Source organism: Bradyrhizobium erythrophlei, from assembly GCF_900129505.1.
In the GTDB taxonomy this organism is placed as follows: domain Bacteria; phylum Pseudomonadota; class Alphaproteobacteria; order Rhizobiales; family Xanthobacteraceae; genus Bradyrhizobium; species Bradyrhizobium erythrophlei_D.
The window spans coordinates 2861071-2885167 of record NZ_LT670818.1 but is presented as its reverse complement, the minus strand read 5'-3'; the positions used below and the strand labels follow the sequence as shown (position 1 = coordinate 2885167).

At 63.4% G+C, this 24097-nt stretch carries 23 protein-coding genes and 1 pseudogene; 17 read left to right on the top strand and 7 right to left on the bottom strand.

What is annotated here, in order from left to right:
- Positions 1 to 13: 13 nt before the first annotated feature.
- Complete coding sequence (locus B5525_RS13325; RefSeq protein ID WP_079566420.1) at positions 14 to 964, bottom strand: aminoglycoside phosphotransferase family protein; 951 nt, start codon at positions 962 to 964, stop codon at positions 14 to 16.
- 9 nt (positions 965 to 973) lie between these two features.
- A complete protein-coding gene (ugpB, locus tag B5525_RS13320) occupies positions 974 to 2263 on the bottom strand; it encodes a sn-glycerol-3-phosphate ABC transporter substrate-binding protein UgpB (protein ID WP_244567891.1) in 1290 nt (429 codons plus the stop codon).
- 267 nt (positions 2264 to 2530) lie between these two features.
- Here ugpB and B5525_RS43840 point away from each other — a divergent pair, with 267 nt between their 5' ends.
- The 4 genes from B5525_RS43840 (at position 2531) to B5525_RS13305 (ending at position 7217) form a co-directional block, all read left to right on the top strand.
- Positions 2531 to 2671, top strand: a complete 141-nt coding sequence (locus B5525_RS43840; RefSeq protein ID WP_154073193.1) for a hypothetical protein — start codon at positions 2531 to 2533, stop codon at positions 2669 to 2671.
- A 96-nt stretch (positions 2672 to 2767) separates the two neighbouring features.
- Positions 2768 to 4762, top strand: a complete 1995-nt coding sequence (locus B5525_RS13315) for a sensor histidine kinase (RefSeq protein ID WP_154073821.1) — start codon at positions 2768 to 2770, stop codon at positions 4760 to 4762.
- Entirely contained in the window at positions 4732 to 6480 is a 1749-nt protein-coding gene (locus tag B5525_RS13310) for an ATP-binding response regulator (protein WP_079566417.1), read from the top strand. Before B5525_RS13315 ends, B5525_RS13310 begins: the two co-directional genes overlap by 31 nt.
- Positions 6477 to 7217 carry a response regulator gene (locus tag B5525_RS13305; RefSeq protein ID WP_079566416.1) on the top strand — a complete coding sequence of 247 codons (741 nt, stop codon included), beginning with the start codon at positions 6477 to 6479 and terminating at the stop codon, positions 7215 to 7217. The genes B5525_RS13310 and B5525_RS13305 overlap by 4 nt, the downstream gene beginning before the upstream one ends.
- Before the next feature lie 229 nt (positions 7218 to 7446).
- On the opposite strand, the gene B5525_RS13300 is transcribed toward B5525_RS13305, so the two are convergent.
- Positions 7447 to 7938: a hypothetical protein gene (locus B5525_RS13300; RefSeq protein WP_154073192.1), complete on the bottom strand. Its 492-nt coding sequence runs from the start codon at positions 7936 to 7938 to the stop codon at positions 7447 to 7449.
- Positions 7939 to 7973: 35 nt separating this feature from the next.
- On the opposite strand from B5525_RS13300, the gene B5525_RS13295 reads away from it, so the two are divergent.
- The 11 genes and pseudogenes from B5525_RS13295 to B5525_RS13250 all read left to right on the top strand — a co-directional run bounded on the left by B5525_RS13295 (position 7974) and on the right by B5525_RS13250 (position 18090).
- Positions 7974 to 10091, top strand: a complete 2118-nt coding sequence (locus tag B5525_RS13295; protein ID WP_079566414.1) for a PQQ-dependent sugar dehydrogenase — start codon at positions 7974 to 7976, stop codon at positions 10089 to 10091.
- Complete coding sequence (locus B5525_RS13290; protein WP_079566413.1) at positions 10030 to 10998, top strand: SMP-30/gluconolactonase/LRE family protein; 969 nt, start codon at positions 10030 to 10032, stop codon at positions 10996 to 10998. The genes B5525_RS13295 and B5525_RS13290 overlap by 62 nt, the downstream gene beginning before the upstream one ends.
- Positions 10999 to 11302: 304 nt before the next feature.
- Positions 11303 to 11914 carry a sigma-70 family RNA polymerase sigma factor gene (locus tag B5525_RS13285; RefSeq protein WP_079566412.1) on the top strand — a complete coding sequence of 204 codons (612 nt, stop codon included), beginning with the start codon at positions 11303 to 11305 and terminating at the stop codon, positions 11912 to 11914.
- Between the two features lie 167 nt (positions 11915 to 12081).
- Positions 12082 to 12261, top strand: a complete 180-nt coding sequence (locus B5525_RS13280; RefSeq protein ID WP_079566411.1) for a hypothetical protein — start codon at positions 12082 to 12084, stop codon at positions 12259 to 12261.
- A gap of 234 nt (positions 12262 to 12495) precedes the next feature.
- Positions 12496 to 13194, top strand: coding sequence for a cytochrome c biogenesis CcdA family protein (locus B5525_RS13275; RefSeq protein ID WP_079573313.1), 699 nt, complete (start codon positions 12496 to 12498; stop codon positions 13192 to 13194).
- Positions 13195 to 13220: 26 nt separating this feature from the next.
- Entirely contained in the window at positions 13221 to 13787 is a 567-nt protein-coding gene (locus B5525_RS13270; RefSeq protein ID WP_079566410.1) for a thioredoxin family protein, read from the top strand.
- 58 nt (positions 13788 to 13845) lie between these two features.
- Positions 13846 to 15104, top strand: a pseudogene (locus B5525_RS45820) (cytochrome ubiquinol oxidase subunit I); the annotation flags it as partial.
- A gap of 54 nt (positions 15105 to 15158) precedes the next feature.
- A complete protein-coding gene (gene cydB / locus B5525_RS46250) occupies positions 15159 to 16106 on the top strand; it encodes a cytochrome d ubiquinol oxidase subunit II (protein ID WP_425305311.1) in 948 nt (315 codons plus the stop codon).
- Positions 16106 to 16234 (top strand): DUF2474 domain-containing protein, encoded by a 129-nt coding sequence (locus B5525_RS46245; RefSeq protein WP_244567889.1) that lies wholly within the window; start codon positions 16106 to 16108, stop codon positions 16232 to 16234. Before cydB ends, B5525_RS46245 begins: the two co-directional genes overlap by 1 nt.
- 166 nt (positions 16235 to 16400) lie before the next feature.
- Complete coding sequence (locus tag B5525_RS13255) at positions 16401 to 16994, top strand: L,D-transpeptidase (protein ID WP_079566408.1); 594 nt, start codon at positions 16401 to 16403, stop codon at positions 16992 to 16994.
- 58 nt (positions 16995 to 17052) lie between these two features.
- Complete coding sequence (locus B5525_RS13250; protein WP_079566407.1) at positions 17053 to 18090, top strand: amino acid ABC transporter substrate-binding protein; 1038 nt, start codon at positions 17053 to 17055, stop codon at positions 18088 to 18090.
- A 178-nt stretch (positions 18091 to 18268) separates the two neighbouring features.
- Here B5525_RS13250 and B5525_RS13245 read toward each other — a convergent pair whose 3' ends face one another.
- Both B5525_RS13245 and B5525_RS13240 read right to left on the bottom strand, forming a co-directional pair.
- Complete coding sequence (locus B5525_RS13245; RefSeq protein WP_079566406.1) at positions 18269 to 19408, bottom strand: acyl-CoA dehydrogenase family protein; 1140 nt, start codon at positions 19406 to 19408, stop codon at positions 18269 to 18271.
- Between the two features lie 160 nt (positions 19409 to 19568).
- Positions 19569 to 20753, bottom strand: coding sequence for an acyl-CoA dehydrogenase family protein (locus B5525_RS13240; protein ID WP_079573310.1), 1185 nt, complete (start codon positions 20751 to 20753; stop codon positions 19569 to 19571).
- Positions 20754 to 20940: 187 nt separating this feature from the next.
- Here B5525_RS13240 and B5525_RS13235 point away from each other — a divergent pair, with 187 nt between their 5' ends.
- Together B5525_RS13235 and B5525_RS13230 are read left to right on the top strand one after the other, a co-directional pair.
- On the top strand, positions 20941 to 21486 hold the full coding sequence (locus tag B5525_RS13235; RefSeq protein WP_079573308.1) for a carboxymuconolactone decarboxylase family protein: 546 nt from the start codon (positions 20941 to 20943) through the stop codon (positions 21484 to 21486).
- 183 nt (positions 21487 to 21669) lie between these two features.
- Positions 21670 to 22164 carry a VOC family protein gene (locus tag B5525_RS13230; protein WP_079573306.1) on the top strand — a complete coding sequence of 165 codons (495 nt, stop codon included), beginning with the start codon at positions 21670 to 21672 and terminating at the stop codon, positions 22162 to 22164.
- Positions 22165 to 22279: 115 nt separating this feature from the next.
- On the opposite strand, the gene B5525_RS13225 is transcribed toward B5525_RS13230, so the two are convergent.
- Both B5525_RS13225 and B5525_RS13220 read right to left on the bottom strand, forming a co-directional pair.
- Complete coding sequence (locus B5525_RS13225; protein ID WP_172900106.1) at positions 22280 to 23536, bottom strand: MFS transporter; 1257 nt, start codon at positions 23534 to 23536, stop codon at positions 22280 to 22282.
- Positions 23537 to 23713: 177 nt separating this feature from the next.
- The gene (locus B5525_RS13220; protein ID WP_079566404.1) at positions 23714 to 24076 is read right to left on the bottom strand and encodes a nuclear transport factor 2 family protein; all 363 of its coding nucleotides are present in this window, start codon (positions 24074 to 24076) and stop codon (positions 23714 to 23716) included.
- Positions 24077 to 24097: the final 21 nt, after the last annotated feature.

The window sequence follows — 24097 nt, the reverse complement described above, 5'->3', positions numbered from 1 at the left end:
GGGCACGCCTTGGTCAAATCGGCCAGAGCAATTCCTGCAGTTCGAACAGGTCGGCGGCTCTTTGCTGCCAGCCCTCGATGCAGATGTGCCTCACGGGATCGCTGGCACGATGCAGCAGCATCAGCGCCATCAGCCGGCGCTTCATCGTGGAATCGACATCGGCGTTCGAATATCCGAACCCGCGAAAGAGACTGTCGACACGGCGCGGCAGGCCGGCCGCCATGAAGGCGCTGGGACCCAGCAGGTCGTACTCTTTCCACCCTGTCATGACGTCGCCAAAGTCGATGAGCCCGGCCAACTGCCAGTCGCCGCCTTGCTGGCTCAGCAGAAAATTCTCTGGGATGTATTCGCCGGTCAGGATCACCGGCGGCGCGTTCATTGGAATGAGCGACGCCGCATCGCGAAGGATGTGGTCCAGCCCGTCCAGAAATTTGCGCGGCAGCCCGAGACGTTCATGCCGGGCGCGGCATCCCTCGACTTGCCCTGATATGAACTCAGGCCAGCGCGGCTCGATACCGGACAGCTCGCCGACCGGCGCATGCTGCACTTGCGCAATCGTCTCGCCAATGTGCGCGAGGACGCGCTCCTTCTGATCTTCGGGGAGGATCGGCCAGGCCTCTGCTCCCACCACGCCCTGCAACCGCGTGATGACGAGATACGGCCATTGGTCGCGCTCGCCCTCGATCACGATTTCCGGGATAGGCACGGACAGCCGCCCGCGCAGCAGCGACAGCGTCAGACGCTCCGACACGAACTGATGGCGCAACAGCGGCGGAAAGATCTTCAGAACCAAAAACTCGTCGAGCGCAACGACGAGATTGGTGCCGGTCGGAAACAGCTGCGCATCGCCGTGCGGCAGTCCGTGGCTGCGCGCGATGTCGAGCGCCGCCGGCAAGCATCGCGACGGATCGGCCCGCCACGCACGGAAGGCCTCGATATTTCTTAAGCCCGGCAGTGAATGCATCGGGCGTTTCTACCGGTCCGGGTTGGCGCGCTCGAACTGCCGCAGCAGGCGGTTGCCGCGCTCGACCGCGGAATCAAGGGCGGCCTGCGCGGATTTCTTGCCCGCGAACGCCTGCTCCAGTTCGTCGTCGATCGCGTCGCGGATCAGGACGAACGAGCCGAGCCGCAGCCCCCGCGAATTTTCGGTCGGCGGCTTTAGCGTCATCTGCTCGATCGAGATTGCGGTGCCGGGATTGCGCTCGTAAAAGCCTTGCGCGCGCGTGAGGTCGAAGGCGGCCCGGGTGATCGGCAGATAGCCGGTGTTCTCGTGCCAAGCGGCCTGGATCTCGGGCTTCGACAGATAAGCGAAGAATTTGGCGACGCCCTTGTATTCCTCCTGCGGCCGGTTGCGCAGCACCCACAAGGTCGCGCCGCCGATGATGGTGTTTTGGGGCGCGCCGGCAACGTCCGGCCAGTACGGCAGCACGCCGTAGCCGACTTCGAACGGGGAATTCTTCCGGATATCGGCGCGCGTCGCCGACGAGCCGATGAAGATGCCGCACTCGCCGTTCCAAAACCGCGGCTCCGCCGTCGTCGCGCGGCCGCTGTAGTCGAACGCCTTCGTGACCTGCCATTCCGCCAGTTGCGCGATATGCCGCACCACCGTCGGATTGTTGAAGGTCAGCACCGCGTCGAGCCCGCTAAAGCCATTGGCCTGCGTCGAAAGCGGCAGGTTGTGGTAGGCGGAAAAATTCTCGACATTGATCCAGGAAGGCCACGAGGTGGTGAAGCCGCAAGGCGCGCCGGCCGCCCGCAGCCGCTTCGCCGCGGCGCCGACCTCGGGCCAGGTCTTCGGCGCGATGTCGGGATCGAGACCGGCGGCGCGGAATATTTTCTTGTTGTAGTAGAGGATCGGCGTCGATGCGTTGAACGGAAACGACAGCAGATTGCCGGCGGCGTCGGCATAATAGCCGGTGACGGCAGGAAGATAATCGGCAGGCGAAAACGCCTCCTGCTGGTCGGCCATCAGGTCGAACACCGGATAGATTGCTCCCCTTGCCGCCATCATGGTCGCGGTCGCGATTTCGTTGACCTGGACGATGGCGGGCTGGCTGTGCGAACGAAACGCGAAGATCGCCGCGGTCACGGTCTCGGTATAGTTTCCCTTGTAGTGCGGGACGATCCGGTAGTCGGATTGCGAGGCGTTGAAGTCGGAAGCGAGTTTCTCGATCTGCCGTCCAAGCTCGCCCGACATCGCATGCCACCACATGATGTCGGTGACCGCGAGCGCCGGAGACGCCGATACAGCCACAACGGCCACGAGCGCGAGCTGCAAGCATTTCAAAGCCGATTTCACCGCCGAACCCGTTCCAATTCATAGCAGCCGTTCAAAAACGCGATTCCACGCGTCAGCCGTCCTCATAGAACCCAAAGCCCCCGCTTTCAATCCGCGACGGCCCCGCTCGCAGTGCACAATTGACGACGTCGGCGGCGCTGGCACAATAGCCGGGTCCCGCCAGCACCCGCCAAGAAAACGCATTGAACCTTTTTGTGCCTTCGCCGACCTCATCATAAGGGGATAGTGCCTGTGTACAGCCGCGCCGACCTTTCGCGGACCGCGACATCCGTGGTCGTGCCGTTTTTGACGGTGACCGCGGCGAGCGCGGTTGCCTACGAATTCCGCGATGCCGCGATCCGCTCCGGCCGGTTCATGCGCAAGGTGGAGTAATCAGGCTTGGAAGTTCCCCGGCAGGACCAGACTGCGGAACGTCCGGCGAGCCTCGCCGCGCGGGGCCGTTCCGGCATTGTCGGGCTGCTCCGCGCCGTGCCGATCCGCTGGCGCATTCTGTCGATCGCCGCGCTGAACTCGGCGGTGGTGGTGGTATTGGCCGCCATGATCTGGAATGGCGCCCAAGTGCTCGGTTCGGCGTGGGACGACGTGCGGCAGGTCCGGGAATCCGACAAGATCCTGGCGGTGCTGGAGAGCGAAACCAGCCGGCTGCAGAACCTGATCCATCGCTACATCAATCAGCCGAGCCCCGAGCTGTTCGCCGAGATCCTGCTGCTGCGCGAAGCCGTGCTCGGCACCCTGACCACGCGCGCCTCGACCGACCCGATGCTGTCGGGATCGGTGGAGGAACTCGAGCGCGTTACCGAACGCTTCCTCAACGGCTTCGGCGAGCTGCGCGGGGTGCAGGCGACCATTTCGAAAACCTACGAGCAGGAGGTCCTGACCCCGGCGCGCGACATGGCCGGGCTCTACTCGGTCATCGAGGGCGCCACCGGCCACCGCGACGCCCAGATCTGGCCGTCGCTCGGAAGATCCCGCGAGGCCTTCACCGGAATGCTGGTCGCCGCCAATGCCTATTATCTTTCGCTGGCCACCGCGTCCGCCGAGGAGGCGCGCCGCAATACCGAAACCATCGAAAAGACCATCCCCGTGATGGCCGATCTCGCCGACAACGACCTGCAGCGACTGGCGCTGGACCGGCTGAAGGAACGGACGGTGGCGCTGCGGGAGGGCTTTGCGAAACTGACCGAGGAGCTCGCCAACCGCACCGAGCTGTTGCGCAACACCATCGACGCCAGCCAGGCCGACGCGATCGGTGCCATCGACGATCTCTCGGTCAAGATGCGCCGGCGCGAGCAGAAGGCGCAGGAGACGTTCGACCGGACGCTCGGCGACATTTCCCGCAGGGTATTGTCGATCGCGGTGATCTTCCTCGGCATCATCATCACCGTGGGCGTCTTGATCGCGCTCTCGATCCGCCTGCCGCTGCAGCAGATCATGCTGGCGATGCGCGCCATCACCTCTGGCGATTACGACCGGCAGGTGCAGGGCACCACCGCCAAGGACGAGATCGGCGCGATGGCGCGCGCGGTCGAAGTGTTCCGCGAGAACGCCATCGCCAAGCGCAAGACCGAAGACGAGTTGCGCGCTTCCAAGGAGAAGGCCGAAGGGGCCCTGCTCGAGCTCAACACCGCCCAGCAAAACCTGATCGATGCCGAACGGCTGGCGGCGCTCGGCGGGCTGGTCGCGGGCGTCGCCCATGAAGTGAACAACCCGATCGGCATCAGCCTGACGGTGGCCTCCAGCTTCTCGCGCCGCGCCGAGATGTTCGAGGCCGAACTGAGATCGGATTCGCCCCTGCGCCGCTCCCAGCTCGAGGAATTCGTGCGGACCTCGCGCGATGCAGCAGGGCAATTGGTGGCGAACCTGCATCGCGCCGGCGAGCTGATCCAGTCCTTCAAGCAGGTCGCGGTCGACCGCTCGCATGCCGAGCGCCGCCAGTACTCGCTCGGCGAGGCGACCGACCAGATCATCGCGAGCCTCAAGCCGGTGCTGAAGCGGTCGCCGATCACGCTTTCGGTCGACGTGCCGGAAGGGCTGATCATCGACGGCTATCCCGGCTCCTACGGCCAGATCCTGACCAATCTGTTTCTCAACGCCACCAATCACGCGTTTGCCGACGGGCGCGCCGGCGCCATCTCGATTTCCGGGAGGGCGCGCGGCACCGAGGATGTCGAGATCATTTTCGCCGATGACGGCGCCGGAATGACGCCGGACGTGCAGCGGCAGGCGTTCGACCCGTTCTTCACCACGCGCCGCAACGAGGGCGGCACCGGCCTCGGCTTGCATATTGTCTATAATCTTGTCACTCAGCAGCTCGGCGGGCGGATGATGCTGGATTCAAGGCTGGGACAAGGCACCACATTTCGCATTATCATACCCAGGACCGCCAGGGGCGGCTCGGAAACCGCAGACCAGGCAAGCGACGGGACCCCTCAATGGCCGAACAGGACGATGTCCTCCACCTGATCGACGACACCGGAACGGTTCCGGAGACCTCGACCGCGCGGAAGTGGAAGATCGCCGTCATCGACGACGATCCGGCCGTGCACGAAGGCACCCGGTTCGCCCTGAGCGACTACAGCCTGCACGGCCAGAGCCTGGAGATCCTCTCGGCCTATTCGGCGGCCGAGGGCCGCACCCTGATGCGCACGCATCCCGACATCGCCGCCGTGCTGCTCGACGTCATCATGGAGACCGACGCCGCCGGGCTCGACCTGGTAGAATACATCCGCAACGACCTCCGGAACGAAACCGTCCGCATCATCCTGCGCACCGGCCAGCCCGGCCAGGCGCCGGAGCGCCGCGTCATCGTCCAGTACGACATCAACGACTACAAGGCGAAGACCGAACTGACCGCCGACAGGCTGTTCACCTCGCTGACCGCGGCGCTGCGCAGCTATCAGCAGCTCGAGCGCATGATGCAGACCCGGCGCGGGCTGGAAATCATCATCGACGCCGCCTCCACCCTGTACGATTTCAAATCGATGCAGCGGCTCGCCGAGGGGGTGCTGACCCAGCTCGCGTCGCTGCTCAACGTCGATTGCGCCGGCATCCTGGTGCTGCGCGACGACGGCAGCCCTTCGGGTTCGGATTTTTCGGTGCTTGCCGGCTCCGGCTGCTACAGCCGTTTCATCGGCACCACCAGTTCGCGGTCGCTCGATCCGGATTTGCGCCAGATGGTCGAAGCGGCATTCCAGCGCCGCAAGAACGAGTTCTCCGATCAGCGCAGCGTGCTCTATCTGCGCACCGGCAGCGGGCGCGAAGTCGTGGTGCTGCTGCAAGCCGAGCGGCAATTGTCCGAGACCGACCGGGCGCTGGTCGAGATTTTCGGCAGCCGGCTCTCGATCGCCTTCGACAATGTGATCCTTTATCAGCAGCTGCAGGAGGCCAACACCCAGCTCGAGGACCGCGTCGCCCAGCGCACCCGCGCGCTGATGCAGGCGAACCGCCGCCTGTCGTCGCAATGGCTGCGGCTGCAGCGCGCCAACGGCTTCAAGAACGAGATTCTCGGCACCGTCGCCCACGACCTGAAGAATCCGTTGGGGGTGATCCTCGGCCGCACCGAAATGCTGGTGGAGCTGATCACCGCCAGCGCCTCCAAGGAGAGCGTCACCGCCCAGGTCGAGCACATCCGCGACGCCACCAGGCGCCTGACCTCGATGGTCGATCACCTGATCTCGGACGCGATGGCGGATGCCTTCGACATCTCGATCCGCCGCGAGGCGGTCGATGTCGCGGGGCTCGTCAGCGAAGTCGCGGACGCCAACCAGCCGTTGGCCGCGAACAAGCAGCAGGCCATCACGGTGTCGGCGCCGCCGAACTTCGTCACCATGTGCGATGCCGACCGGATGCGGGAGGCGATCGACAATCTCATCAGCAACGCCATCAAATACAGCCCGATCGGCGGCAAGATCACGGTGGTGGTAACGCATGAGGGCAACAACACCATCATCCGCGTCGCCGACGAAGGCGCCGGCCTGTCGCCCGAGGATCTCGGGCGCCTGTTCGGCCGCTTCCAGCGGCTCTCCGCCAAACCCACCGCCGGCGAAAGCTCGACCGGGCTCGGCCTGTCGATTGTCAAGCGCATCATCGACATGCATGGCGGCGAGGTGAAAGCCAACAGCCCCGGGCCCGGTCAGGGTTCGACCTTTACCGTTATCTTGCCTGCAACAGAGTTGTCATGAGCCGGAGCCAGCATATTGTCATAGTCGACGACGAGGCCCCGGCCCGCGAGATGGTCGGCGATTACCTCAAGATGCACGGCTTCACCGTGACGCTGTGCGACGGCGGCCGGAGCCTGCGCGGCGCGATCGAAACAAGCGTGCCCGATCTCGTGGTGCTCGACCTGAACATGCCGGAGGAAGACGGGCTTTCCATCATCCGCGACCTGAAAAGCCGCATCAACGTTCCCGTGATCATGCTGACGGCGACCGCGAGCCCGATCGACCGCGTGGTCGGCCTCGAACTCGGCGCCGACGACTACATCGCCAAGCCTTGCGAATTGCGCGAATTGATGGCGCGGATCCGCTCGGTGCTGCGGCGGAGCGCACCGGCTAGGGCAGCGCCCGCGCCGGACGCCGCGAACGCCAAAGCCGCCAAGGACCGATTGGTGCGGTTCGGCACCAAATGGCTCGATCTCGAGGCGCAGGCGCTGCGCGACGACGAAGGCAATGAACACCCGCTGACTGCGTCCGAATTCAGCCTGCTCAAGGTGTTCGCGGCCAATCCGAAGCGGGTACTATCGCGCGAGCGGCTTCTGGAGCTCGCCAACGCCCGCGACGCCGAAGCCTTCGACCGCGCCGTCGATCTCCGCATCATGCGGATCCGCCGCAAGATCGAGATCGATCCGACCAAGCCCGCGGTGATCCGCACCATCCGCGGCGGCGGCTATCTGTTCTCGCCCGCCGGCGAGAAGGCGTGAGCGGCTGACCCGGGCGAATGGTAGCTCCCTCGCCCCGCCCTTGCGGAGAGAGGGTTGGAGTGAGGGCTGCTTCCGCAAATTCGATAGATAACGAACGTTGAGAGTCCCCCTCACCCGGATCGCAAGCGCGACATAGCCGAAGCTCCGCTTCGGCGTCCTTTTCCAAGAATGGCCGCCAAAGGCGGCCTATGCCTCTCCCCGCAAGCGTGGCGGGGTAAGAAAATATAAGCTACGGCCCGGCCTGCCACGAACAGTCCGCCCCGCCGCCGGCATTTTGCTTGATCTCGCCGAGATTGAGCGTGCAGCTCAATTTCGAGATGTTCTGGATCATGGAGCCGGCAGCGCCTTCCGCGGTGATCCCGGCCGAAGCGAGCGTGGCGTAGACTTCATTGGCAGCATGGCCCTTGAGGGAGCGTTTGCCCTTCTTGAACGTGATTTCGCAGCTGCGATCGGCGATAGCGACGTTGCTGATCCGGCACATCACGCTATCGGCGTCGACCGATAATTTCTTCAGGGGATAGCTCATCCTGATGTTGCCGTCGAACAGGCCGGCAATGACTTTCCTCTCGCCGGGGTTCAGGACCGGCGAATACTGGGCGACCACGGCGGCGACCGCGAGCGCCGTCGGTCCCGACACGGTCGCCGGCGCCGCGGACGCCGACTGGCCGAAGGCTGCGAGCGGAAGGAGGACCGCCACTATCCCGAAAACTGAATTCTTCACGACAAAGCTCCTTCGATCGCGGCCGCCAACTTCGGATGCATGTTATACATCGCTCGGGGAAGCATTGTGACAATTCGTGCGGGGGTCTTTTGCGTTCATCGTTGAGAATTGGCGCTCTGCTCTTCGGATCGTTGCTGTGGGCTACCGCCATCGGATGGCCGAAGGCCGGCGCCGAAACCGTGCTCAAAAGCGGATACGCGCTGACGGACCAGCGCTGCGGCGAGGCGCCGGACGCCTATCCGAAACTTCGCATCGGCCTGCGTGAGGGCTATTGCGCGGGCCTCGTCGCCAGCGAGGAGGACGGCCTGATCTTTCCGCGATCGATCGTGCAGATCCCGGGGCATCGCCAGTTCGTGATCGCCGACATGGGCAGCTGGAATCCCGGCCAGGGGCGGCTGCTGCTGCTTGACCCTGACGCTGCGCAAGGCAAGCGAATATCGGTCCTGATCGACAAACTGGACTTTCCGTTCGGGCTCCAGGTCGGACCGGACGGCAAGGTCTACGCCTCCACGTCGGAGACGATCTTCCGCTTCGATCCGCTGGCGAGCAATCCCAAGAGCACGATCGAGACGGTCGTCCAGAAGCTGCCGGGCCGGAAAGTCACGCTTTCGGACGGAAGCGTGGTCGAGGAAAGCGTTCATCCGCTCAAGCCATTCGTCTTCGACAAGACGGGGCGCATCTTCATCAATGTCGGCGCCCCCACCGACAGCTGCTTCAAACCGATCTCGAAACCCTGCGTCGCCGGGGAAGGGCCCGCGCCGTTCGCCGCCATCTGGCTATTCACCCCGCCGCCCGGCGGGATCTTTCCCACGCTGAAGCCGGGCGACCCAAATCCTGTGCGCGACATCTATGCGCGCGGCTTGCGCAACTCGATGGCGCTGGCGGTACATCCCGATTTCCCGGCCGACGGTTTTGCATTTCTGCAGGGCGAAAACGGCCGCGATCTGCTCGATCCGCTGGAGCCGAACGAGGAGCTCAACGCGATCGAAAGGGGCAAGCATTACGGCTGGCCCTATTGTTACGACCTCTCGACGCCAAGCCCGGAATTCAAGCCGTTCCTGCTCGCCGATCCCCGCTACAGGAATTTCTGCGCCAATACGGCGCGATATCGCCAGCCGCTTTCGCTACTGCCGCCGCACGCCGCGCCGCTTGCCATGTTCTATTACAGCGGCAGCAAATTCGCGGAACTGCACGGCAAGCTCATTGTCGGACTGCATGGTTACCGGCCGAGCGGCAGCCGCGTTATTTTCTACGACGTCGACGCCTTCGGCTTTCCGAAAACCAGTCCGCCGCCGGTCCGTTACCGTGTCAGCTGCGCCGCCGATCCGAGCCGCGCATTCCAGACCGAACAAAAGCCGGAGGTCGCGGCGGCGCCGTTCACCGAACTCGTCACCGAATGGCACAAGGTCAACGGCATCCGGCCACGCGGCGCCCCGGTCGGCATGACGGTGGCCTCGGACGGCGCGATCTGGCTGGTCGAGGATCACAACAAGACGATCCTCCGCATCGATGCCGCGGCTTCGCAAGCACCGGACGCCCTGCCATGTGACGTCAGGTCGCCGCAGGCGATCGACGAACTCGTCAAATTCGTCCAGGGCGATTCTTCGCAGCGCCAGCGGCTGACGACGATCCGCACCGGGCTGATCGAAAAGCACTGTCAAAGCTGCCATTCGGGCTTTGGTCTGAAGCCCGGTCTCAGCGAGAAAGAGAAGGACGAGACCGCGCTTCGTTTCCTGCTGTCGCAGGACGGCTGGTTGTTCCCCGGCGATTCAAAATCCGGCCGGCTGCATACCCGCCTCTACGGCATCGGCGCCGATCGGGTCATGCCCCCCGACCCGCCCGACGGCCGGGAGCTGATGGCGCATGAGGCGGGATACAAGCCGCTGCTCGCGGCGGCCGATCTCTTCGTCGACAGGATGGTGCCGGGAAAGCGGATGCGCATCCGGCCCGGGCGGATCGACCGCGAGTTCCGCGATCGCGCGGGACACGAATGCGGCGCAATTCCCAGCAAGATGGTCGTGGTCGTCGTCGACCGACACCCAAAGGAAAAGCCGAGCTACCGCATCTACCGTCCGGCCGACCTCTATTTGAATGGCACGTGCACGGATGCGAACGGCTATTATATCGAGCAGAACAATCTGGATCCTTTGTGAGCTCGCCGTCGCAGGGCTGATCGTGTCCTCCGCGATCGCCCAGGAAGCGCCCTTTCAGAGCAGGCAAGTCACGCCGGCGGGCGAATACACCTTCGGCATCGAGGGGCCGGCGGTCGATGCGAAGGGAAATTTGTACGTCGTCAATTTCGGCAAGCCCGGCACGATCGGAAAACTGGCCGTGGACGCCTCGCAGTCGGAATTATTCGCGATGCTCCCGGAGGGCAGCGTCGGCAACGCGATCCGCTTCGACCACGAGGGGCGGATGTTCGTCGCCGACTACAAGAAGCACAAGATCTTCCTGGTCAGTCCGGACGGGAAACAGGTCGAAACCTACTTCCATTCCGACGAGTTCAATCAGCCCAACGATCTGACCATCGCGGCCGACGGCACGATCTACGCCAGCGACCCGCATTGGAAAACCCACGACGGGCAGGTCTGGCGGATCGCCAAATCGGCCGACGGCACCATCATCGGCGAAAAGATGACCGCGACGCGGAAAATGAGCACGACCAACGGCATCGATCTCGGTCCCGACGGCAAGACGCTTTATGTAGGCGAATCCGACACACGGGAGATCTGGTCGTACCGGATCGACGGCGGCCGTCTGCTGTCGCCGAGGCTCGTGAAGCGGTTCGCCGATTTCAACATCGACGGTCTGCGCACCGACACGTCTGGCAATCTCTATGTGGCGCGGATATTGAGGGGCACCATCGCCGTGCTGACGCCTGCGGGCATGCTGACGCGGGAGATCGAACTGAAGGCGAAGGAGCCGACCAACCTCGCTTTCGGCGGCATTGACGGCAAAACCGTCTTCGCGACGCAGCGACAGGGCGGATTTATCGAATCGTTCCGGACTGATCGTGCAGGCCGCGAATTCTGTCTTTCGGCCTGCACAGGTCGCAAATAGAACACCAATCAGACCGGGTCGACCAGGCCAAAAGGGCCAAAACGCCCGAATAACGCGGTCGTTCCGACCCGGAGGCCAATTAAGGCAGGTCACGGCCCCGGATAGCGCCGGATCGATGCAAAAGGCATCTCGTTCAAATTGCTGGCTTTTGATGTCCAATTGTTTCGTCGCGAAGGTGGCGACGAAACAATTCTCCCGATCACGAAACCATTTTCCCCTCGGCGTGCAGACGTCCCGAAACGTTGGCTCATTAACAATTTGCCCCAACGAAGCGCCGTACCGTAGCGGTCAGTGGGAGCCTGTCATGCAGAACGTCATCGCCATCAATGCCGCAGCCCGCCAAGGCATCATTGCTGCCCAGGCGACCTCCGACGAAATGCTTCTGGAGAGCATTGCCGATGGCGGCCGGACCGCGATGCACATCCTTTACTCGCGTCACAATGTCCGGGTCTATCGTTTCGTTCTGCGCATCGTGCGCGACGGCTCCATGGCAGAAGACCTCACCAGCCAGGTTTTCCTCGACGTGTGGCGTACCGCCAAGCAGTTCGAGGGCCGTTCGCAGGTTTCCACCTGGCTGCTGTCGATCGCCCGCTTCAAGGCGCTGACCGCGCTGCGTCAGCGGCGGCACGAAGACATCGAGCAGGAAGACGTGCTCGAGATCGCTGACCAGGCCGACACGCCCGAAGCCTCGCTCGATCGCAGCAACACGTCGGCGATTCTGCGCGCCTGTGTTGCAAAGCTGTCACCGGCGCATCGTGAGATCATCAACCTCGTCTACTATCATGAGAAGTCGGTGGAAGAGGTCGGCACGATCATCGGCATCCCCCAGAGCACCGTGAAGACCCGGATGTTCTACGCCCGCAAGCAGCTCGCCGAGCTGCTCAGGGGCGCCGGCATCGACAGCCTCGCGGCGTGATGGAAACGACCGCAAATTGAATGGGTCGCGCTGTTTACGGCAAGGCCGCGCCAGAGGATGTAACTCACGAAACAAATGAAACAATCGACGAAATCATGCGGAAAAACTGACTCTTTAAACCAATAATTACCGAATCGAACCGCGACGCCGAGAGAGGAGTGAGAGAAATGACAAGACCGCCCTTCCGCTTCTTCATCATTCCGCTCGGCGCGATCTGCACCCTGGCCTCTCTGTCTACCCAGAACACCGCCCCTCGCGCGCAGCGCGACCGGGGTTCGATGCTGGTGCACGAGCAGGTGGTCGACTGCAGCAGCAAGAGCCTCAGCGAGGTCTGCGTGATCCGCTGAACCGAGTTTTCTGACCGACGATATTTCTGACGACCGATCTTCACCTCCCAAATGACCTCCAACGACCCGGACGGGATGCCCCCCTTCCGGGTCGCTCTGTATTTGGGCCTGAGTGAGCGCGGCGATATGTCACGAACACGTGACGCCGGCTCCGTAACACAGCACCCCCCGCCTCCGAAGGACCATTGACCTTCACGCGCGGCCACCAGGCCCTTAAGTTCAATGGGTGCTGTGATGCTTAGTCTCGTTCTTGCCCTGCTCGCCGGCATCGTCACGGTGGCTGCGCCCTGCACGTTGCCGATGCTGCCGATCCTGCTCGGTGCCTCGGTCGGCCAGACCGGCAAACTGCGCCCCGCGATGATCGCGCTCGGGTTTGTCATCTCGTTTTCCGCGGCCGCCTTGTTGCTCAGCGCGGTCACCGATATTTTCGACTTCGATCCCAACGCCTTGCGCACCGGCGCGGCGGTCCTGCTGCTCGGGTTCGGGCTGCTGATGGTGTGGCCGGCGCCGTTCGAATGGCTGTCGATCCGGCTCAATGGACTCACGACCGGCGCCGCCGGCGCAGCTGGGTCGCGCCAGGGCAATCTCGGCGGCTTTGTGCTGGGCACCACGCTCGGTCTGGTCTGGACCCCGTGCGCCGGCCCCGTGCTGGGCTCGATCCTCACGGTGGTCGCAACATCCAAAGACACGAGCTGGGCCAGCGCGCTGCTGGTGGTCTACGCGATCGGAGCCGCGATCCCCATGCTGGCGATTGCCTATGGCGGCCAGGCCGTCACCACCCGCGTTCGCAGCATCGCGCGGATTTCCCCAAAACTGCAGCAGGGATTTGGGCTGGTCGTGATCGCCTTCGCAGTTCTCTCCTACTTCCAATACGACACGCTGATCGTGGCGTGGCTGACCGCATTTTATCCGCAGAGCCAGATCGGCCTGTAATCAATCTACAACCCAGGGAGAACATCATGACGTTACGATCGCTCGCCATCTCGGCCTCGTTACTCGCCCTTTGCGTGATCGGCGCAACCCGCCCCGGCATCACCGGAGAACTTGCGCACGCCCCGAGCGCTCCGTTCGCGGTTGCGGAGGCGCAGGGCAGCGCGCCCAACTTCGCCGGCATCAGCCACTGGTTCAACTCCGCGCCGCTCAACCTCGGCGATCTCCGCGGCAAGGTAGTGCTGGTCGATTTCTGGACCTATGGCTGCGTCAACTGCGTCAACACGCTGCCGCATGTCACCGAACTCTATGCGAAATACAAAGACCGCGGCCTGGTCGTGGTCGGCGTCCACACGCCGGAATTCCCGTTCGAGAGATCGGTCTCCAACGTGCAGGCCGCGCTGAAGCGGCACGGCATCACCTATCCGGTCGCGCAGGACAACGACTCACAGACCTGGAACGCCTACCGCAACCAGTATTGGCCGGCGCAATACATCATCGATCAAAGCGGAAAGATCGTGTTCCAGCACGACGGCGAGGGCCAGTACGAGCAGATCGAGCGCACCATCGCACGCCTGCTGAACGCCTCGAGCTGAACAGCTCCGCGAAGAGGCAGTACCATCGTCATATCCCGCGTGATAGGCTCCGCTCGGAATGACGATGGTGGCTGCTATGTTCGAGGGCTGGGATGCGGTAGGCTTGGCACGGGCGCAGTTCGCGTTCACGATGTCGTTTCATATCGTGTTTCCGGCCTTCTCGATCGGGCTTGCCAGCTACCTTGCGGTGCTGGAAGCGCTGTGGCTGTGGACCGGGCGCGAGGTCTTCATCAATCTGTTCAATTACTGGCTGAAGATCTTCGCGGTCGGGTTCGGCATGGGCGTGGTTTCGGGCATCGTGATGTCCTACCAGTTCGGCACGAACTGGTCGGCATTCTCCGACAAGACCGGACCTGTTGTCGGCCCGCTGATGGCCTATGAGGTGCTCACCGCGTTCTTCCTCGAAGCGGGCTTTCTCGGCGTGATGCTGTTCGGCCTTGAGCGGGTCGGTCACCGGCTGCATTTTTTCGCCACCTTGATGGTCGCGATCGGGACGCTGATATCGGCGTTCTGGATTCTCTCCGCCAATTCCTGGATGCAGACGCCGGCCGGCTATGCCGTCAACGCCGACGGCCAGTTCGTCGCTGCCAGTTGGCTCAAGGTGATTTTCAATCCGTCGTTTCCCTACCGCCTCGTGCACATGGTGCTGGCGGCCTATCTCACCACCGCACTCGTGGTCGGCGCGGTCGGCGCGTTTCACCTGTTGCGCGACCAAAACCTGCCCGGCCCGCGGATGATGTTTTCGATGGCGATGTGGATGGCGACGCTGGTAGCGCCAATCCAGATTCTCGCCGGCGACCAGCACGGCCTCAATACGCTCGCGCATCAACCCGCCAAGGTGATGGCGATGGAAGGTCATTACCAGAGCCACAAAGACGGTGCGCCGCTGATCCTGTTCGGCCTGCCCGATCAGGCCGCGGGCGAGGTCAGATATGCGATCGAAATTCCGAAACTGTCGTCGCTGGTCTTGAAGCACTCCCTCGATGCGCCACTGGCGGGGCTCGACACCGTGCCACGCGAGAACTGGCCGCCGGTGCCGATCATTTTCTGGACGTTCCGCATCATGGTCGGGCTCGGCTTTCTGATGCTGGGGCTTGGCCTGTTGAGCCTGTGGGCAGCTGGCGCGGCTCGCTCTACCAATCCCGGCTATTACAGTGGTTCGCGCTGGCGATGGGACCTGCGGGTTTTGCCGCGGTGCTGGTCGGCTGGTTCACGACCGAGGTCGGCCGCCAACCCTTTACGGTCTATGGCGTGCTCCGCACGGCCGATTCAGCGTCGCCGCTGGCGGCGCTAGCGGTCGGTTCATCGCTGCTCGCCTTCGACATCGCCACGATATGGGCGTTCATCATCGCCTTCGCGGTCTTCGTCTACGTGGTGATGGACGGATTCGATCTTGGCCTCGGCATCCTGTTTCCGCTGTTTCCCGAAAAAGCCGAGCGTGACGTGATCATGAACAGCGTGGCTCCGGTGTGGGACGGCAACGAAACCTGGCTGGTGCTCGGCGGCGGCGGCCTGATGGCGGCGTTTCCGCTGGCCTATGCGGTGCTGATGCCGGCGTTGTACACACCTGTCGTCGCGATGCTGATCGGCCTGATCTTTCGCGGCGTCGCTTTCGAGTTCCGCTGGCGCACGACGCAGGGCGGGCGCAATCGCTGGGACGTCGCATTCACCGGCGGATCGCTGCTGGCGGCACTGGCGCAGGGCATTGCGCTCGGCGCGATCCTGCAGGGCATACACGTCGAGGGGCGGCAGTATGCCGGCGGCTGGTGGGACTGGCTGACGCCGTTCAGCATCCTGACCGGCCTCGCTTTGGCGGTCGGTTACGCGCTGTTGGGGGCGACGTGGCTCGTTATGAAGACCGAGGGCGCGCTGCGCGACAAGGCCTACCGCCTGAGCTGGTCGCTATTGTTTGTGATGCTGGGCGCGATCGGCGTGGTCAGCATCGCCACGCCGTTCCTGCACGTGCACTATACCGAGCGCTGGTTCTCGTGGCCGAACATCATCCTCACCGCGCCGGTGCCGATCGCGGTCGCCGCCGTCGCCGCACTGTTGCTGCGCAGCCTCGCCAACAAATGGGACCATCAGCCGTTCTTCCTGTCGCTGGCGTTGTTCGCGCTGTCCTATGCTGGCCTGGGAATCAGCATGTTTCCCTATATCGTGCCGCAGAGCATCACCATCTGGCAGGCGGCTTCGCCCGAGAACAGTCAGCTCTTCATGCTGGCCGGCGTTGCCGTGCTGATCCCGCTGATTCTCGGCTATACCGCGTGGGCCTATTGGGTCTTCCGCGGCAAGGTAAGGGCCGGGAGCGGCTATCACTGATGCCAGATGAACAAAGACCGCGGCCGCTCAAGCAGCGCCTGCTGTGGTTTTTGGCCCTTTGGCTAGGCGGGGTCGGCACGGTCGCCGTCGTCGCTTTCGGCTTACGGCTGTGGCTCGCGCCGACGTGAGGCATTTGGGACACAGCCCGGCGTCGCCAAAATCGCAGCTATTCCAGCGGCATATCCGGCTTGCTTGCCATTGCGCCGTCCCTGGGATTTGATGGTTCCAATGGTCTTGCGAAACGATGATGCGCGCCGGGCAGCTTCAACCACCGCGCGACCGGGAGTCCCCTGAATGACAAGATTTCGGCACCTGATCTGGATGATGGTTGCGGCCATAGGCCTGATGCTGTCGGTCTCGCATGGTTATGCCCAGCAGCCCGATGTCGGCGACCAACCGGGATTGCTGCCCGATGACTCCGTCGAGCTCGATCCGGAATACCGCAAGCAGGTCGTGTACTACCGCTCCAGCGAGGCGCCGGGGACCATCATCATCTCGACCGCGGAGCGTCATCTCTATCTGATCCAGCCGGGCGGCCGGGCGATCCGCTACGGCATCGGCGTCGGCCGCGACGGCTTCCAGTGGCAGGGGCTTTTGAGCATCACGCGCAAGGCGGAGTGGCCGGACTGGACACCGCCGCCTGAGATGATCGCGCGCCAGCCCTATCTGCCGCGCTTCATGGCCGGCGGGCCGGGCAATCCGCTTGGCGCACGCGCGATGTATCTCGGCACCACGGTCTACCGCATCCACGGCACCAACCGGCCGGACACGATCGGCACCAAGGTCTCGTCCGGCTGCTTCCGATTGGTCAATGCCGACGTCGCCGATCTCTACGATCGCGTTCCCGTCGGCACCAAGGTCATCGTACGGCAGGAACCGGCCTTGTAATCGCGGCGCCTGCCCTCACCGCCGATCCATTTTTCCGATTATTGCGAAAGAAAATAACATGCGGACATTCCGAGGCGGGCTCCTGATCGGGCTGGCGGTCGCCGTCGTCGTCGCGGCCGTCGCCATCACCTATGAACGATACGACACGCGGACGCTGAAACGCACGCAACGGCGCGGCGAGGTCCTGTGCGGCGTCAACAAGGGGCTGCCCGGCTTCTCGATTCCCGACGACAAGGGCAACTGGACCGGCTTCGACGTCGACTTCTGCCGCGCGGTTGCTGCGGCCATCTTCGACGATCCGACCAAGGCAAAGTTCGTTCCGCTGGAGGCCAGCGAGCGCTTCAAGGAACTGCAGAACCGCAAGGTCGATATCCTGTCGCGCAACTCGACCTGGAGCATGGCGCGCGAGATTAATTACGATCTCTATTTTCCAGCGGTCGCCTATTATGACGGCGAAGGCTTCATGCTGCCGCGGGCGCGCAACATCGATTCCGCGCTGGAGCTGAACGGCAGCAAGGTCTGCGTGCAGGCGGAAACCACCACGCAGCTCAACCTCGCCGACTACTTTCGCGCCAACAACATGAAGTACGAGGAGAAGAAATTCGCCAAGCTGGAGGATGTCATCAAGGCCTATGATTCCGGCCAGTGCGACACGTTCACCGCCGACGTCTCCCAGCTCTATGCGCTGCGGCTGAACCTGGCAAAGCCCGACGACCACGTCATTTTGGCCGACGTCATCTCCAAGGAGCCGCTGGCGCCGGTGGTGCGGCAGCGCGACGACGACTGGATGATGCTGGTGAAGTGGACCTTGTACGCGATGATCAACGCCGAGGAACTCGGCGTCAACTCGAAGAACATCGACGAGGCGCTGAAGTCGAAGAAACCCGACGTGATGCGGCTGGTCGGCACCGAAGGCACCTATGGCGAGGATCTCGGCCTCACCAAGGACTGGGCCGTGCGCATCATCCGCCATGTCGGCAATTACGGCGAAGTCTACGAGCGCAATGTCGGGGCCGGATCAAAGCTCAAGATTCCGCGCGGCCTCAACCAGCTCTGGAGCGCCGGCGGCATCCAGTACGCGCCGCCGATACGGTAGGGTTTCAGAGCGAAACCCGTAAGCCCGCCACACCAAACTCGTCGTCACCCGCGAAAGCGGGTGACCCAGTATTCCAGAGCCGGTGTAGTAATATCGAGAGGCCGCGGCGTACTGGGTCGCCCGGTCAAGCCGGGCGATGACGACCTGTTATTATGAGCCGTCGTCGGTAAATCCGTTCTCAATAGCTCTTCATCCGCGCCAGCTGATCGGCGTGGAAATTGGCATCGCCGAACAGTTCCTGGCACACCCTCGCGCGCTTCATGAAGAAGCCGATGTCGAACTGGTCGGTCATGCCCATGCCGCCGTGCATCTGCACGCCTTCCTGGACGGCCAGCGTCGCCGTCGTTCCCGCGCGCGCCTTCGCGACCGCGACCGCCGCGCCAGCATTGGCAAAATCGGCATCCAGCGTCTGCAGGGCCTTCAGCACCGCGGCGCGGGTGATCTCGATGTCGATATAGAGCTGGGCGGCGCGGTGCTGCAGCGCCTGGAATTCGCCGATCAGTTTGCCGAACTGCTTGCGCTCCTTCAGGTACCTGACGGTGCGTCCGAACACTTCCTCGGATAGACCCACCATTTCGGAGGCGACCGCGCCGCGGCCGATATTGAGCACGCCTTCCAGCAGCGCAAACCCCTGGTCGACCTCGCCGAGCACGCCATCGGCGTTGACCTCGACATCATCGAATTTTATTCGCGCCGCGTTGTGCGAGTCCACCATCGCGGTGCGTTCGGTCTCGACGCCCTTTGTCCTGGGATCCACCAGGAACAGCGTCAATCCGTTGCGCTCGCCGGCAGCGCCCGCACTGCGGGCCGCGACGATGACGAGACCAGCCGTGTGCCCGTCGACCACAAACGCCTTGTCGCCGTTCAGCCTAAAACCATTGCCGGACCGCACTGCCTGCATGGTTGTGTGCAAGGGGCGATGTTTTGCCCCTTCGTCGATCGCGAGTGCGGCAAGCAGCGAACCGTCGACGATTTTGGGCAGGTGCTCGGTTTTCTGCGCGGCATTGCCGCCGCGCGCCAGCGCGGACGCCGCCAGCACGGCGGTCGAGAGAAACGGCGACGGCATCAAGGTGCGGCCGATTTCCTCCATCACCACGCCGGCTTCGACACAGCCGAGTCCTGAGCCGCCGAATTCCTCCGGCACCAGCAGGCCGGAAAATCCCATCTCGGCGAAGGTCTTCCAGAGTTCGCGGGAAAACCCGCTTGCGTCCTTGGTATCGCGCAGCTGCCGCAGATGCGACACCGGCGCCTTGTCGCTGATGAGACCGCGCGCGCTGTCGCGCAGCATGGATTGTTCTTCGGTGAGGACGAGGGCCATTTGTGGTTTTCCGAGTCAGAGACGTTTGGAACGAAGTAATTTGAAGTTGTCGTTCCGGGGCGACGCCAAGCGTCGAACCCGGAACCTCGAGATTCCCCGATGTGCAATTGCACATCTGAGGTTCGCGCTTCGCGCGCCCCGGAATGACGGCGCGGGAGCCTCAAGCCCCCGGCAGATCGAGGATTCGTTTCGCCACGATGCCGAGCATCACCTCGGAGGTGCCGCCCTCGATCGAGTTGGCCTTGGTGCGCAGCCACGCGCGCGGCCTCGCACCGCCCCTGGAGCGCTCGCTTTCCCATTCCAGCGCGTCGATGCCGCCCGCCGACATCAGGATCTCGTAGCGGCGCTTGTTGAGCTCTGTGCCGTAATATTTCATCGCCGAGGTAAACGCCGGATGCGCCTGACCTGCCTTGGCGAGGTCGACCGCGCGCTCGGCGGCGCAGGCCAGCGCCGCTTCGTCGATCTCGAAACTCGCGATCTGGCCGCGCAGGATGGGATCTTCCAGTCGGCCCTGCAGGTCGGTGCCAACGGAGTCGGCGGCGACCTGCCCGAGCGGCCGGCCGACGCCGCGCTCGCCCATGCCGGAGATCATCGCGCGCTCGTGCTGCAGCAGATATTTGGCGACATCCCAGCCGCGATTGACGGTGCCGACCACATGGGATTTCGGCACCCGCACATTGTCGAAGAAGGTCTCGCAGAACGGAGAGTAGCCGGAGATCAGTAGGATCGGCTTGGTCGAGACGCCCTTCGAGGTCATGTCGAACAGGATGAAACTGATGCCGTCGTGCTTTTTCGCGGACGCGTCGGTGCGGACCAGACAAAAAATCCAGTCGGCGTAATTGGCGTAGGAGGTCCAGATTTTCTGACCGGTAATGACAAAATCGTCGCCGTCGCTTTCGGCGCGGGTCTGCAGCGAAGCGAGGTCGGATCCGGCATTCGGTTCGGAATAGCCCTGGCACCAGCGAATCAATCCGGCGGTGATCTTCGGCAGGTGCTCTTTCTTCTGCGCCTCGGTGCCGTATTTCAACAGCGCCGGCCCGAGCATGGAAATGCCGAACGAGGTCAGGGGCTGCCGCGCCCCGATCGCGGCCATCTCCTGCCGCACGATCTTTGTCTGTTCCGGATCGAGGCCGCCGCCGCCATATTCCTTCGGCCAGTGCGGCACGGTCCAGCCCTTGTCGCGCATCCGCTCGAACCAGACGCGCTGCGGCTCCGAGGAGAATTTTGTATTGCGGCCGCCCCAGAAGGTGTCCGCTTCCGAGGCCATCGGCCGCCGCATCTCCGGCGGGCAATTGGCCTCCAGCCATGCGCGGGTTTCGCTGCGAAATGTTTCCAGATCGGACATCGGCGTTTCCTGGGAGTACAGCCGGTTACCCGGCGATTGATGCGTGATTTCCGGATCGACCTTAGCCATCGCATTGCGGAATTCAATATGTCTCTGCTTGAGCCCATGCAGCCGCGGCGGTGGCAATGACCCTTGATCGGGTGTATTCGCAAAGTCGATAATGATTGAAAAACAAGAGGAAACAGAGATGCGGCTGAAGTTGCTTTCGCCTGGCGAAATGAACGAGGACCAGAAACAAACCTACGACGAGTCGATCGCGGGCAAGCGCGGCGCTCCGCCGCCGCCGATGATGGCCTGGCTCAACAGCCCGGAGATGGCGCGCCACGCCACCCGCCTCGGCGCCGTGCTGCGCTTCGACACGATCTTTCCGGCCAAACTGTCGGAGATCGCCATTCTCGTCACCGCGCGGCACTGGACCTCGCACTATGAATGGTACGCCCACAAGCGGCTGGCGCTGAAAGGCGGATTAGATCCGAAGATCATCGACGACATCAGGGACCGCCGCGCGCCGCGCTTCGACGATCCGACGGGCCAGATGATCTACGATGTCTCAAAATCGCTGCATGAGGGCCACGGAATTGCGAAGACATTGTACGACGAGGCTGTGAAAGTGCTCACCGAGCGCGGACTGGTCGAGATCATCGGACTGTGCGGCTATTACACCATGGTGTCGATGACACTAAATACGTTCGAATTCGATCTGCCGGCCGGAGAGATTTCCGAGCTGGCGTGAACGCCGCTGCGGACTTCTCCCTCTCCCCGTTCTTCACGGGGAGAGGGCTGGGGTGAGGGGCTCTCTCAACAAGTTGAGCCTCACGACAGACCGGTACCCCTTCACCCGGATTTTAAGCTACGCTTAAAATCCGACCTCTCCCCGCAAGCGGGCGAGGTGAAGAAGCCCAAGCGGAGAAACATCATGCCCGACAACCCACCCATCATCGCCGGCACCCGGATCGGGCATGTTCATCTCAAGGTGGCCGATCTCGATCGCGCGCTGGGGTTCTACTGCGGCGTGCTCGGTTTCGAGGTGACGCAGCGGCTGAGCTCCGGCGCGGCGTTCATTTCGGCCGGCGGCTATCACCATCACATCGGGCTCAACACCTGGGAAAGCAAAGGCGGCCATCCGCCGCCGCCGGGAACCACGGGGCTGTTTCACACCGCGATCGTTTATCCGACGCGGCCCGCGCTGGCCGACGCGCTGCACCGGCTGATCCAGGCCGGCATTCCGCTCGACGGCGCCAGCGACCACGGCGTCAGCGAGGCGCTTTATCTGCGCGACCCCGACGAGAACGGCGTCGAGCTGTACTGGGACCGGCCGAAAGAGCAATGGCCACGCAAGGACGACGGATCGCTGGCGATGTTTACCCGCCGGCTCGATCTCGAGGATCTGCTGCGGCAGCGAGTAGCGTAGAATCGTAGCCCGGATGGAGCGAAGCAAAATCCGGGATGAACGAAGGACCGGCCCCGGATTGCGCGGAGCCTGTCATCGGGCGGCGCTTCGCGCCGACCCGTTGGCTCCAACCGGGCTACACGCCTTTCGGCCCCCGCACCATGATCAACACTGCCGCCATCAGTTGCAGCCCGATGCAGCCGTAGAACGGCAGCGCATAACTTCCCGACGCATCGCGCAATAGCCCGATGACACCCGGGCCGAACGCATAGGTGACCTGGTTGATCGCCGTGATCAGGCTGATCAGCACGCCGAACGAACGCGGATCGAACTCGCGCTGCACGATCAGCGACGGAAGCGTGATCAGATTGCCAACCGAAAATCCGAACAGCGCGCACGCCGCGATCAGCACGACGTCGTTGCGCGAGTTGATGATGATGACGAGCGCCAGCGCCTGGCTTGCAAACGAGATCGCCGAGGCCAGCCGCTGGTTGAGCCGGTCGATCACGGTCGAGAACAGCACCCGCCCGACCACCGCCATCGCCGTCAACAGCGCCACCGCGGTCGCGGCGCTGTTTCGGCCGATCAGCGGATCGAGAAACGAAATCAGATGGACGATGAAGCCGACCTGCGCGAACAGCACCAGCGCGAACGCGATCGACACCGTCAGGAATCCGAGGTCGCGCAACGCCTGTGCGCGGATGCGCGCGGCGGAAGGCGCCTCGGCGGCCGGCGATCCCGCGGCGAGGCTCGCAAGCTGGGGCGGCCGCCCGACAAAGATCAGGATCACCGGAATCAGCGATACCAGCATCGCAGTCGCCGCCGCGATCATGGCGCCGGGAAACCCGAAATGCCCGATTGCGATCACCAGCAGCGGCACGCCGACGATGCCGCCAAAACTGGCGCCGTTGAGCGCGAGGCTGATCGCCATGCCGCGCTTCCTGTCGAACCAGAGACCGAGCGTATTGGTGATGACGCCAAGGCTGGTGCCGGCCCAGCCGAATGCCAACAGCCCGTTTGCAAGATAAAGCTGCCAGGGCGAATCCACCTGCCCCATCATCACGGCGGCCGCCGCCATCGCACAGATACCGGCCAGCAGGCAGTTGCGCGGGCCGAGCGCCCGCATTGCCTCGCTGACAAAGGCGACCAGCACTGCGCCGAACAGGTAGAAGAACGTCGTGCCCGAGGAGATCAGCGAGGCCGGCCAACCGTGCAGGCGATGCAGCTCGGCGAGATAGACGCTCTGGCCGTAGAATCCGAGCCCCCAGCCGAAGGTCGCCACCAAAAAGCACACCGCGACGATCCGCCAGCCGTCGTAACGGGCAGAGGTTTCGTCGATCGCGGCATGATTGGACGCGTCCAAGGTTCGTCTCTCTGGTCTTTGCGCCGTCATGCCCGGCCTTGTGTCAGGCATCCACGTTCTTTCTTCTCGATGGGAGCTTGAGACGTGGATGGCCGGGGCATCTAGCGCGAAGACGCGCTTCGCGCTTTTGCCCGGCCATGACGATAATAGTTAGCAGAAGCGCAGGCGTGATGCTTCGAGTCACGTCGAAGTGTCAAGCCATCGTCGTCAGGCCTTCACCGTCGACGGATCGTAGAAAAACCGCTCGCGAAAGATCCTGTCGCCGCGCCACTCCTGCAGTGCCACCTCGTCGAACCGGCGCACTTGTCCGGTTTTGTCGGTCAATTCGAAGTTCCAGTGGATGGTGACGCGGTCGCCCTCGACAACCGAGGACATCGCCTTGGAATAGACCTGCGACATGCGCGCCAGCACGGCCCGCTCATGGGCGACCAGCACGTCGCGGCCGAGGCGTGGGGCTGCGGCGTTTTCCTGCATGCTGGAATCCTCGGTGTAATAGCGCTCGATGGCGCCGGCGTGATCGCCGGACTCAACGACCGCGATAAATTCATTCAGGCGTTCGCGCGTCGGCATGAATCCTCCATGGCTCAGGGG

Coding starts and splice junctions, on each gene's coding strand:
- B5525_RS13325 (WP_079566420.1), bottom strand. CDS start 964: ATGCATTCACTGCCGGGCTTAAGAAATATCGAGGCCTTCCGTGCGTGG.
- B5525_RS13310 (WP_079566417.1), top strand. CDS start 4,732: ATGGCCGAACAGGACGATGTCCTCCACCTGATCGACGACACCGGAACG.
- B5525_RS13305 (WP_079566416.1), top strand. CDS start 6,477: ATGAGCCGGAGCCAGCATATTGTCATAGTCGACGACGAGGCCCCGGCC.
- B5525_RS13295 (WP_079566414.1), top strand. CDS start 7,974: ATGCATGTTATACATCGCTCGGGGAAGCATTGTGACAATTCGTGCGGG.
- B5525_RS13290 (WP_079566413.1), top strand. CDS start 10,030: ATGGCACGTGCACGGATGCGAACGGCTATTATATCGAGCAGAACAATC.
- B5525_RS13285 (WP_079566412.1), top strand. CDS start 11,303: ATGCAGAACGTCATCGCCATCAATGCCGCAGCCCGCCAAGGCATCATT.
- B5525_RS13280 (WP_079566411.1), top strand. CDS start 12,082: ATGACAAGACCGCCCTTCCGCTTCTTCATCATTCCGCTCGGCGCGATC.
- B5525_RS13275 (WP_079573313.1), top strand. CDS start 12,496: ATGCTTAGTCTCGTTCTTGCCCTGCTCGCCGGCATCGTCACGGTGGCT.
- B5525_RS13270 (WP_079566410.1), top strand. CDS start 13,221: ATGACGTTACGATCGCTCGCCATCTCGGCCTCGTTACTCGCCCTTTGC.
- B5525_RS46245 (WP_244567889.1), top strand. CDS start 16,106: ATGCCAGATGAACAAAGACCGCGGCCGCTCAAGCAGCGCCTGCTGTGG.
- B5525_RS13255 (WP_079566408.1), top strand. CDS start 16,401: ATGACAAGATTTCGGCACCTGATCTGGATGATGGTTGCGGCCATAGGC.
- B5525_RS13250 (WP_079566407.1), top strand. CDS start 17,053: ATGCGGACATTCCGAGGCGGGCTCCTGATCGGGCTGGCGGTCGCCGTC.
- B5525_RS13245 (WP_079566406.1), bottom strand. CDS start 19,408: ATGGCCCTCGTCCTCACCGAAGAACAATCCATGCTGCGCGACAGCGCG.
- B5525_RS13240 (WP_079573310.1), bottom strand. CDS start 20,753: ATGTCCGATCTGGAAACATTTCGCAGCGAAACCCGCGCATGGCTGGAG.
- B5525_RS13235 (WP_079573308.1), top strand. CDS start 20,941: ATGCGGCTGAAGTTGCTTTCGCCTGGCGAAATGAACGAGGACCAGAAA.
- B5525_RS13230 (WP_079573306.1), top strand. CDS start 21,670: ATGCCCGACAACCCACCCATCATCGCCGGCACCCGGATCGGGCATGTT.
- B5525_RS13225 (WP_172900106.1), bottom strand. CDS start 23,536: ATGACGGCGCAAAGACCAGAGAGACGAACCTTGGACGCGTCCAATCAT.
- B5525_RS13220 (WP_079566404.1), bottom strand. CDS start 24,076: ATGCCGACGCGCGAACGCCTGAATGAATTTATCGCGGTCGTTGAGTCC.